Consider the following 10992-nt stretch of genomic DNA (forward strand, 5'->3'; position numbering starts at 1 on the left):
AATTAAGTTATATGTGAATGGTAAAAAGTAAAATTTGAATTACTTTTTACCATTTTCTTTTACTTTTTACTTTTTTCCAAGAACTACTACTTACTCAACGGTAATATACTGCAATTGCTGTAAATCTCCGTTATAAATATTTATATCGACTGTACGTTCGATTCCCGGAACGGTCGCTTTTTCTGTAAACTGCCAAAACAGCCAGTCGTCTTCAATTTTTTCTCTGTAGAAATTATAATTGGCGATCCAAAACAAATATTCTCCAAATTCATCTTTCAGGAAATCAGAATAATATCGTTCTCCGGTATAAATAATCGGGCGAACCTTATAATGGTTTTCTACTTTAAGAAGCCAGCGTTTGAGTCCTTTTTTTAGACTATCCAAAGACTGGTTTTTTGGTAATTTTTCTATATCCAGAACAGGTGGCAAATCCCCTTTTTCCAGTTTTACGGTTTTGATAAACAGATCGGCCTGCTCGATAGAATTTTCGTTTGGGCGGTAATAATGATAAGCTCCGCGAATCATTTTATTTTCTTTGGCACCAATCCAGTTTCTCTTAAACTGAAAATCTTTTCTGTCCCGGCCTACAGTTGCCCTTATAAACACAAAATCAAGCGGGTATTTTTGTTCTAAAGTATCGACGTAAGACCAGCTAATTTTTCCCTGATATTCTGACACATCCAAACCAATAGATTTTCCTTCATGCTTTGCCAGAACCTGAAAATTACGAACGTCCGACAAACGTTTATCTTCGATTTCTTTTTCGGAGAGTTTATTGGTTTTATATCCTAAATAATAGGCCAATCCGCGACGGTAATGATAAATCACACCCACAAAAAACAACGCAAAAGCTGTTAAAAATATAAAACGCAGAATTTTACCGGCAAATGACCGGCCGGAATTCTTTGAAACTGTTTTACGATAAGTCGTTTTTCTTGCCATTCCGATAAAACTACTTTTTCAGAAAAATATTATTTACTACTGATAATAGTACATAAAAGACAATTATCACAGGAATTGCGATGTATTGAAGTAAAAGCAACAAGACAAAAGAAATCAACAAAAATGACATTTGTAAGGCATTGTCCTTAAAGTTGAATTTTTTAATTTTTAGAGAAAATAACGGAATTTCCGCATTTAAAATATAAGCACTACATAAAGTTATAACTAATAAAACCCATTGATTGGTAAGGATTTCCAGCATGAATAAAGAATCTGAAAATCTTATAACCAAAGGCAGGCTCAAAATAAAAAGTGAATTGGCAGGCGTTGGCAAACCTATAAACGAATCGGTCTGACGTGTATCTATGTTAAAATTAGCCAGACGATAACAAGAACCCAAAGTTATTATGAAACCTAAAAACGGAATAAAGGCACTTGTTCCTAATTCATGTCCACTGTTGGCAAACAAGCTGTACATAACATAACCGGGAGCAACTCCGCTCGTTACCATATCTGCCAAAGAATCCAGCTGCAGACCAAGAGGACTTGAAACTTTGAATAATCTGGCAAAAAAACCATCAAAAAAATCAAAAAAGATTCCTAAACAAACCATATAAAAAGCCAATAAATAGTAATGAGAATCATCTGTTCTAATTGCCTCAGAAATATAAACAACTGCTATACAGCCACAAAAAAGATTGATTAAGGTAATTAAGTTTGGAATGTGCTTTTTAATATTCATGTTTTGAAATTTTGATAATGGTGAACAACAAATTTAACACAATAACCTGTATCTAAAATGTGTTTTTAGAGAAGTTTTTTGATTGAAATCTTCAGTTTCGCATTATTTATCAAAAGGAACAAATTAGATGAGCAAAATATTATATTTTTGATGAAAATTAAAAATCGACTCAGGTTTACAAAAAAATATCCGTTGAAGAAACTTTTTGTGTTTTTATTATTTTGGAGTTGCGCCGCACAATATGCGCAAACTGTTCGAAAATATTCGAATGAGTTTATGAATATAGGTGTCGATGCTGCTGCATTAGGAATGTCGAGCACTGTGGTTGCTTCGACAAACGATGTAAACGCTGTATACTGGAATCCGGCCGGGCTGACGCATCTTGAAGATCATCAGATTTCGTTAATGCACGCCAATTATTTTGCCAATATCGCGCAGTACGATTATATCGGATATGCAAGTCCCATTGACGACAAAAGTGCCTGGGGAATCTCTATGATTCGTTTTGGTGTAGATGATATTTTAGATACAACAGAATTAATTGACAGTCAGGGAAATATTGATTACAACAGAATTAGCTTATTTTCGACTGCAGATTACGGCTTTACTTTTTCATATGCGAGAAAGTTACCTATAGAAGGGTTTCAATATGGTGTAAATGCAAAAGTTATTCGCCGTGTGATTGGAAAATTTGCAAATTCATGGGGTTTTGGTTTTGATTTTGGGCTTCAGTTTGAGAAAAATAACTGGAAATTTGGCCTGATGCTTCGCGATATTACAACAACATATAATATCTGGAATATCGATGAGGAGGAATATGAAAAAATTGCCAATGCTATTCCGGGAGAAAATACCGAACTGCCTGAAAGCACTGAAATCACTTTACCAAAAGCGCAATTGGGTGTTTCCAGACTGATTGAATTTCACAATGATTACACTTTACTGGTCGCATCCAATCTAAACATGCGTTTTGAGCAGACCAATGATATTATTTCATCAAAAGTAGTGAGTATAGATCCTGCGATTGGTTTTGAATTTGGTTATACTGATCTTGTTTTTTTAAGAGCGGGAGCAGGAAATTTTCAAAATGTAACGCAATTAGATAATTCTGAAAAGATCAGTTTTCAGCCCAATATTGGTTTAGGATTTAAATATAAAGGAATTCAGGTCGATTATGCTTTGACCGATTTAGGAAATCAGAGTACTGCTTTGTATTCTAATATTTTTTCAATAAAAGTTGATTTAGGTATCTTTAGATAATTATTACAAACCATTAAACTTCAAAATTTTAAATCATGAAAAAAGTCATTTTCAAAATAACGCTTTTTAGTTTATTATTAAGTTTTTCTATTGGTTTTAGCCAGAGTCTTCCGTTATCAAAAGAAGCAAAAATAAGCGTTCTGACCTGCGGACTTGGTAATGAATCTTATTCGTTTTTTGGGCACACCGCTATTCGTGTGACAGATCCTCAAAATAATATAGATGTCGTGTATAATTATGGTAATTTTGATTTCAGAACTCCCAATTTTGTTGCAAAATTTGCCAAGGGCGATTTGCAGTATTTTGTTGGCGTAGCTTCTTTTCCTGATTTTATAAATGAATATACGTATGATAAAAGAAGTGTTTTCGAACAGGAATTGCTTATTTCACAAGACCTTAAACAAAAGCTTTTTGATAAATTAAATACTACTTTATATTCTGAAGATCGTTATTACACTTATAAGTTTATTGATAAAAACTGTACGTCAATGGTCGTTGATATCATTAATTCGACTTTAGGCGGAGATATAGTCGTAAAAAAAGGAGATACGGATATAAGCTATCGGTCAATATTATTTCCTTATTTTGACGGGCATTTTTATGAAAAACTTGGAACCAGTATTATTTTCGGAACAAAAGTTGACCAGCCGGGAACCAAGATATTTTTGCCCTTTGAATTAAAAAATAGTTTAGAGAAAACTACTTTTCAAAATCAGCCTCTGGTTGCCAAAAGCAAAACATTTTTAAGCTTCGAGAAGGAAACTCCAATTTCATGGTGGAATAATGTTTATACCTATCTTTTTATTCTTGCCTTTGTAGTTTTGGCACATAATAAAATTGTGGATAAAATCTATCTTCTGATTTTGTCTTTAATGGGAGTATTTTTTGTTATTATGGGATTTTATTCGCTTCACCACGAACTGGCGATGAATTATAATATTCTTTTATTCAGTCCATTTTTGCTCATTTTGCTTTTCTTTTCAATTATAAAGAACAAAAGATGGACGTATCGATTTTCGGTTTTACATTTGATTTTACTGATTGTTTACATCTTCTACATGATTAATAAAGCCCATTTTTTAATTGTGCTTCCAATGATCATTACTAGTGGTTTTGTTTTGGTAAGAGTTGCCATCCGAAACAAAAAGAGAATTCCGATTATTATCTAAATTTACTGCCCGCGATAAAAAACAATTGTGGTAATGGTTTTGAAGGTAATACTCAAATCCAGAAAAATACTTCTGTGTTTGATGTAATACAAATCATATTGCAGTTTTATCAGGCTTTCTTCTATTGATTCTCCATAGGAATAATTCACTTGTGCCCAGCCAGTCAGTCCTGGTTTTATAACATGCCTTGTTTCATAAAAAGGCATTATCTGAGCTATTTCATTTACAAAGAATGGCCGCTCAGGTCTTGGTCCGATAACGGCCATATCTCCTTTTATGACATTAAAAAATTGTGGCAGTTCATCAATTCTGGTTTTTCTCATTAATTTACCAAATGGTGTTATGCGCCTGTCATTTGCTGTCGCAAAAACAACTCCGTTTGCTTCAGAATTTTCAACCATTGTCCTGAATTTGTATATTTCGAATACAACTCCGTTTCTGCCTATTCTTTCTTGTGTATAAAACAACCCTCCTTTGTTTCCGATAAAATTTCCGATGAAAATAAAGGGAATCAAAACAAAGCAGATTATTAAGCCTGTAAAAGAAAAAACAAGTTCAAGAAAACGAACCAAAAGCAAATATAATTTATTGTTATTACTTCGGCTGAACGGAAAAAAACGATAGAAATCCCTTGAAATGTGATGTACAGGAATTCGCTGTGTTTTATTTTCGTACACATGTGTATATTCTCTGATCACATGGCCATTTTCTAATAAATGCAATAGTTTCTGATACAAATCTGTGGTAATCCCATTTGTGTTCTGAGATGCAATTACAATTTCTGAAACATTATTTCTTATTACAAAATCTTCTAAATCATGCTTTTTTATTTGTTTCACATAATGAAAACCTGAATCTTCCTCCGAAACTGAATCGGAATTTACAAAACCAACTATTTTATAATGAGGATCAACATTTTCCAGAGCCGAAACTAATTCTTCAACCTGATTCTGATCACAGATTAAAACAACGTTCTGAACAAATCTGTGAGATGCCAGGAAAAACACATATAAGTATCTCCAGATCAGCAGCGCAAAAAGAACGGCTAAATAAAATACAATGATAGAAATTCTTTGTTTTGGAAGTTCAGGAGACAAAACCGGTGTCAGCAGATATACAATTACTGTTGTAGTGGCAGTAAAAATCGTACTCTTAAGAACCTGAAACTGATTACTTGCAATTTGTAAATTATACATTTCGAAAATAGATCCGAACATGTATATATAAAAAATCAATAGAAATTGACGGTAAAAGTTTGGTGTTGAAAATTTTAAATATTGAAAGCCCAGGAATAAGCTTAAAACATATAGTGCTGATAAAACAAAAACAGCATCAAAAATATGAAGTAGGACTTTCCGTTCCGATATTTGGAAATGAATTTTTTTGTTTGAAAACATTTATTTTTTATTTGGGGGGAATAATAAACTAAAGCAAATGTATCATAAAAAAAAGAATTTAATCTATTGAAGTTTCAGGTTTTTCAGGAATTTTAACCTGCACAAAGAGAAGCGTTAAGGCATATACAAAAGCCGGAGCAGCTGTACGCATGGCTGCGTGGTTTATTGTCAAAAGCCAAAAGACATAAAAAGATAAAAAATAGAGATGCTGCCTGTTATTGACATACAGAATAAACGGAGTTAAGAAAAGCAATATAAGACCGAAGATTCCAAAAAGACCATGTTCGCTCATCATACGGGATATTTCATTATGAGAAGCGACAGCATCACCAAATGATTCTTTACGAATTTCTTTTCCCATTCCGGCACCTACTCCTAAAACAGGATTATCCAGAAAAACTTTAAGCTCAGAATCAATAATTTCTTCCCTTCCTCCCAAATTGTCTTTTTTTGTTCTTCCGGCAGCATCCTGATTGGCATAACGCTTCTCTATAAGTCCGCTTGTCTGAAAAGAACTATAGACCCAGATTCCTGCAGCCATAAGAGCCGTCATTACAAAGACTAAACTAAATTTGCTTTTACCTTTTGCATTTGAGAAATAATACAACAAGAACATAAGGCAAACTATCATAACTACTGCTGTTATAATTCCTCCTCTGGAAAAAGTTACGATTCCTCTGTAACTAACAAATAACAGTAAAAATCCGTTTAAAAAGATTTCCTTTTTTGTTTTTGAAAACAATATAAGCTGTGTAAAAAACACAAAAATTCCTAATCCTAAAATGGTCGAAACCTGATTAGGCCCAAAACCTCCCGAAGTTTCAAAATTTGACTGCGTTCCTGTTACCACATCCTTTACGCTGGGATTGTACAGAAACAAATAAACCGTAGTTGTTATAATGGGCAGTCCCATGGCGACGACTATGTTTTGCAGATTCGAAAAAAGAATCCTCCGTTTAAAGGTATATATCGACGAAATGGCCAGGCAGACGGGTCCCGAAAGATTAAACATCAATGATTTTTTAACATCTACGTCATAATCGGTAATGGTAGCAGTAACTAATATTCCCGGGATTAACAAAATCAAAAAGAACCAGTAAATGAAAGCATTAGTAGAGAAATTACTGTAAATCATCCCCATGAACATAAAAAAGATAACGTTGAATTTTATATATTCATTATTAAAGTTTCCGTTTGTCATCCTTAAAAAAACCTCAATACCAATCATATAAGCCGCTACTATGAGAACTTCATTATTCTTGTTTTTTGTTTTGTTCACTACATACAAACCAATTATTGGCAATAAAAGAGCTAAAATTTTAGATAGAAAGGGTAAGGCAAAAACTGCCAGAGCAATTATTGCGTGAATTATAATAAGATAAGTATAAGACAATTTGGTGTTTTTCATCTACTATTTATAATGCAATTTTTATGAAGCAAAATTACTCAAAGAATTCAACCATGACAGATATTCTTTGATAATTGCTGTTTCACTATAATTTAATTTTATTCTGTTGTGCAGCGCCAAACCTAAATCTTCTCTGTACTTTTCATTTAAAATAAGCTTTTCGATTGCAGCGGTTAATTCATTTTTATTATCAGATTCAACAATAATCCCTTCATTTTCCGAAGTTATTACTTTAGAAATTTCGCCCACATTTGTACTCACAACTGGTAATTTATACAATCCATATTCTAAGACCGCAAGCGGAAGCCCTTCTGATAAGGAAGTTAATATGGCAATATCAGATTGTTTTAAGGCAGATGCAACGTTATCAGTTGTTCCGTAAAAGAAAATATTTTGCGAGAGTTTCTTATCTTTTATTTGAGATTTAATTACTTCTGAATAGTCATCTCCAAAATCTTTCCCAAACAAATGGAATGTCCAGTCCGGATGTTTATCAATAATTGCTTTGGCTGCTTCAATTAATAACTGATGATTCTTCTGCGGGCGCAAATTGGCCACACATATTATCCTCTTTCCTTCTGCTCCATTTAGGATTATCTTTTCATCTGAATCAGTAACTGTATCTATAAAATTGGGAAAATAGATAATATCGGAACAAAACAAATAAGATTCTGCCCATTTTTTCAAAGCTGAATTGACAGCAATACTTCCTTTAAAAAAAAGAGAGCTAAATTTTAACCCTAAATTTTTCCTAACGGATAAATCACTTGATATTCCGTAATGATCGTGCCAGATAATTTTGATTTTTGGCAAAGTCAGTTTTACTAGTATTCCAATAAAAAAAGAAGAACTATGTGCATGAATGAGGTCTACTTTATTTTTGGTTAAGTATTTCCTTAAACGAAAAACTGCTTTTAAATCTATACTTCTTTTCTTTTTCAAAAACAGATAAGACACTTTAGAATCTATTTGTCTTTTTAGGATTCCTTCTTTTCGGGTTGCAATTAAGCCCGAAAAATGTATTTCATTTGCCAGAGCATTAGCATAATTTAATGCCATACGTTCAGCTCCGCCAGGTTCTAATGAATCTATAATTTGTACAATTCTCATTTTACTAACAGATTTTTAATTTCTGTTTCAAAGATATCCGTTGTATATAACCGTGACCAGTTACTGGCTGATTGACTTTTGACTGAATACGTATTTTGATTTGAAATGATGTTTTCCGTTTGAGCAACATCTTTTTCTAAATCCATTTCGAGTAAAATACCTCTGTTTCCATAATCTAACATAAAAGGCACACAGGAAACTTTACTGGCAAGCGGTACACATCCCCAAAACATTCCTTCTGCAATTGCTTTGGGCCAGCCTTCACTTTTAGAAGGCAACATTACAAAATGACTTTCCTGATACGCTTTCTTAATAGTTTCATGATGGTGATTTCCTTTTAAAAAAATACAATTCTCCAGTTTATTTCCTTTTATATATTGTTCCAGAAGACTTCTCTGAGTCCCTTCTCCATACAAATTCAGTATTGCATTTTTTCCTTTCGTGACCAATTGTTCTACCATTTTTACGGCATACAAAGGGTTTTTCCCAACAACGAGACTCCCTACAAAAATGAATTTTACAGCAGAATTTAGAGCTGTTTTCTGAACAGCTTCTTTTTCAGTTTCCGGATATGTTGCTGTAAAAAAAGGTTTTATATTTTTTGACTGATTTTTCCATTCTCCATAAACCAGTACCTGCATATTTCGGGTCAAAAATGTATTACTTAAAATATACTTTTGTAACCTGTATGTCCATGGCTGTTTACTTTCGGGATCCCAGTTTCCTGCATATTTGGCCGTTTTTTGTTTCCCCGGAAAAAGAATCTGCACTATGCAGCCTATCAGACCTACGTTACCAGGGCATCTCAAATGGATATGATCGGCCTTTTTCATTGCCCAAAATATGCGCCAGAAAATTATAGGTAACTTGAAAATTGATATCAGATTATTTTTAAAACTGGTAAAACTAAAATTGGGTACTTTTCTAAAATCTATGTTTTGATGCTGATATGCAAGATCTATTGCGGTTGGTTTCTTTTTCAATAATGGGCCAACAATAATTACCTCATCTGTATACCTGAACCAAATATTCATTTCACGAACATAGGGAGCATAACCAAAATACTGGTCTGCTTCTTTAAAATGTTCTACGTGTGTAATTATTAAAAATTTCATTTATTGAGATTAATCAATCGCTTTAATTATGGATAGTATTCTTTGAATATAATTTTTTGGATGTAAATATTCTTCGCTCCATTTCAGATTATTACGACCCATTTCCAGATATTTTTTTCCGTCAAGTAAATAATCTATTTTCTCCGGTAATTCCAAATAAGAATTACGGGTACTTAATTTCTCATAATTTATATGTTCCTGAAAATGATCAATAACTACAGTTACCGGAGTTGTGATAACCGCTTTTCCAAACAAAAGATATTCTCCGATTTTCCATCCCGGAGTATCTTTCAGACCGTCATCGGCAACACAAATATCATAATTCTTTAGCATGTTGAAATAACTATTTTTATTTGAATGCTTTCCATCTAATATAAGATCCGGAGCCAGCTGCTTAGAAAGATCATCTGCAGACAAACCTACTGAAGCGTTTTTAAATGTCTTTTTTATGATTCGACAGGCATTAATCCTAAAGTCGTTTTGATTTCTTCTACGCTCTTTTTCATCTTCATCCGGGTGATTATCGGGATTCCACAATCTGGTATGAAAAATTATATTTCCTCCAAAATCGATTATTTCTTTCGGATATCTTTTAATATCCAAAACGGAATGAGAAGAATTTGTAAATAACGAAAAACGGTCTAATGCTCTTATCACTTCCGTTCTGTTGCTTTTATCAAATAAAAAATCTGATTTTAAATTCATAAGTAACCAATGGCTTTTATAGGTCATCGGAACATTAAAATTTAACGGATAGATATTCGCTTTTTGATCTTCAGCCAGCAATGATCTTTTAAAATAGAAATCAAACTTTTCGGGAATATCTATAAATTTAGTATCATCAGAATAATCAAAAAAAGCCGTTTTATTGTCTACATGCAAAACAGCACCATTAAATTTTATGGTGTTGTTGCGAACAATATCAACACTAATCTTTTCTTTTTTACAAAAATAAAAATACGAATAGATGAGTTGATTGAGATGATGTGTCCATGATGACAATTCTAATTTCACAATTGTAGTTTTTTTAATTAAAGTTAATTATCAGTAGAAACCGGTTTATTAAAAAGCAGGCTCCACCACCCAATGGTTCTGCCAAGTGCTTCAGTAAAAGCTGCTTTTTTATTCTTAGCTGTAACTACATTAGTGAAACGAATAGTAGTCAGTAAAACAGTTATGGCATTCCATTTTAAGCGGTCTTTCCATTTTGGCGTTGGATTTTTAACGTGCCATACATACCAGCCATTTCGTACAACCATTTTCCCATATTTATATTGATTTGGCCTGCCTGATTCGGCATGAAAATGAGCAAGTTTTGCTTTTGTATTCAAATATAATTTTCCGGTTTTTGCCAGCCTCAGTGTAAAATCTGCATCCTCGTACAAACCATAGCCTTCAAAATAAGTTGAAAACGAAAATTTTTCAAAAACAGATTTCCGAAAAGAAGAAACGCCTCCCATTAATTGTTCTGCCTCATATATTTTGCCTGATGGAGGTAAAAACCCCACGCTTCTGCCATGCGAGTATAAAGGAGAAAATCCAGGTGGGCAATCGCTATCGAGACCGAGTTTTTTTCTTAATACAAAACGGCTCCCGTCATTTCGTTTCCAGCCGTCAAAATAAAATTCATTTATTCCCGGGAGATAATTTTCAGGAACTTTTTCCCATTTAACTTCATTTGAAATATAACCGCCAGCTCCCAAAGCTTCCGGGAATATTGTATACGTCTGAAGCAGATTTTCAAAATAATCACTTTCTAAAACCGTATCATCATCCAAAAAACAAACAATTTCACTCCAGTCGCTTACTTCTTGAATTCCAAAATTCCTTTGTTTGGTAAGTCCGCGGT

10 protein-coding genes are annotated in these 10992 nt (G+C 33.2%); 2 read left to right on the forward strand and 8 right to left on the reverse strand.

Annotated features, from left to right (window positions below):
* Positions 1-90: 90 nt before the first annotated feature.
* Together DCO46_RS15595 and DCO46_RS15600 are read right to left on the reverse strand one after the other, a co-directional pair.
* Complete coding sequence (locus tag DCO46_RS15595) at positions 91-942, reverse strand: glycoside hydrolase family 25 protein (protein WP_116753433.1); 852 nt, start codon at positions 940-942, stop codon at positions 91-93.
* Between the two features lie 10 nt (positions 943-952).
* Positions 953-1684 (reverse strand): CDP-alcohol phosphatidyltransferase family protein, encoded by a 732-nt coding sequence (locus DCO46_RS15600; RefSeq protein ID WP_116753434.1) that lies wholly within the window; start codon positions 1682-1684, stop codon positions 953-955.
* 276 nt (positions 1685-1960) lie between these two features.
* Here DCO46_RS15600 and DCO46_RS15605 point away from each other — a divergent pair, with 276 nt between their 5' ends.
* Entirely contained in the window at positions 1961-2944 is a 984-nt protein-coding gene (locus DCO46_RS15605) for a PorV/PorQ family protein (RefSeq protein WP_116753443.1), read from the forward strand.
* A 35-nt stretch (positions 2945-2979) separates the two neighbouring features.
* Positions 2980-4113: a DUF4105 domain-containing protein gene (locus tag DCO46_RS15610; protein WP_116753435.1), complete on the forward strand. Its 1134-nt coding sequence runs from the start codon at positions 2980-2982 to the stop codon at positions 4111-4113.
* A 2-nt stretch (positions 4114-4115) separates the two neighbouring features.
* On the opposite strand, the gene DCO46_RS15615 is transcribed toward DCO46_RS15610, so the two are convergent.
* The 6 genes from DCO46_RS15615 to DCO46_RS15640 form a co-directional block, all read right to left on the reverse strand.
* Positions 4116-5510: a sugar transferase gene (locus tag DCO46_RS15615; RefSeq protein WP_116753436.1), complete on the reverse strand. Its 1395-nt coding sequence runs from the start codon at positions 5508-5510 to the stop codon at positions 4116-4118.
* A gap of 58 nt (positions 5511-5568) precedes the next feature.
* Positions 5569-6918 carry an O-antigen ligase family protein gene (locus DCO46_RS15620; protein ID WP_116753437.1) on the reverse strand — a complete coding sequence of 450 codons (1350 nt, stop codon included), beginning with the start codon at positions 6916-6918 and terminating at the stop codon, positions 5569-5571.
* 21 nt (positions 6919-6939) lie between these two features.
* The gene (locus DCO46_RS15625; protein ID WP_116753438.1) at positions 6940-8028 is read right to left on the reverse strand and encodes a glycosyltransferase; all 1089 of its coding nucleotides are present in this window, start codon (positions 8026-8028) and stop codon (positions 6940-6942) included.
* Positions 8025-9143 (reverse strand): glycosyltransferase, encoded by a 1119-nt coding sequence (locus tag DCO46_RS15630; protein ID WP_116753439.1) that lies wholly within the window; start codon positions 9141-9143, stop codon positions 8025-8027. The genes DCO46_RS15625 and DCO46_RS15630 overlap by 4 nt, the downstream gene beginning before the upstream one ends.
* A 9-nt stretch (positions 9144-9152) precedes the next feature.
* Positions 9153-10157 carry a glycosyltransferase gene (locus tag DCO46_RS15635; protein WP_124019573.1) on the reverse strand — a complete coding sequence of 335 codons (1005 nt, stop codon included), beginning with the start codon at positions 10155-10157 and terminating at the stop codon, positions 9153-9155.
* A gap of 23 nt (positions 10158-10180) precedes the next feature.
* A partial coding sequence (locus tag DCO46_RS15640) for a glycosyltransferase family 2 protein (RefSeq protein WP_116753441.1) occupies positions 10181-10992 on the reverse strand: 812 nt, incomplete at its 5' end.

It is taken from the genome of Flavobacterium sp. HTF, assembly GCF_003105115.1.
Classification (GTDB): domain Bacteria; phylum Bacteroidota; class Bacteroidia; order Flavobacteriales; family Flavobacteriaceae; genus Flavobacterium.

Coding starts and splice junctions, on each gene's coding strand:
- DCO46_RS15595 (WP_116753433.1), bottom strand. CDS start 942: ATGGCAAGAAAAACGACTTATCGTAAAACAGTTTCAAAGAATTCCGGC.
- DCO46_RS15610 (WP_116753435.1), top strand. CDS start 2,980: ATGAAAAAAGTCATTTTCAAAATAACGCTTTTTAGTTTATTATTAAGT.
- DCO46_RS15605 (WP_116753443.1), top strand. CDS start 1,961: ATGAATATAGGTGTCGATGCTGCTGCATTAGGAATGTCGAGCACTGTG.
- DCO46_RS15630 (WP_116753439.1), bottom strand. CDS start 9,143: ATGAAATTTTTAATAATTACACACGTAGAACATTTTAAAGAAGCAGAC.
- DCO46_RS15620 (WP_116753437.1), bottom strand. CDS start 6,918: ATGAAAAACACCAAATTGTCTTATACTTATCTTATTATAATTCACGCA.
- DCO46_RS15615 (WP_116753436.1), bottom strand. CDS start 5,510: ATGTTTTCAAACAAAAAAATTCATTTCCAAATATCGGAACGGAAAGTC.
- DCO46_RS15625 (WP_116753438.1), bottom strand. CDS start 8,028: ATGAGAATTGTACAAATTATAGATTCATTAGAACCTGGCGGAGCTGAA.
- DCO46_RS15600 (WP_116753434.1), bottom strand. CDS start 1,684: ATGAATATTAAAAAGCACATTCCAAACTTAATTACCTTAATCAATCTT.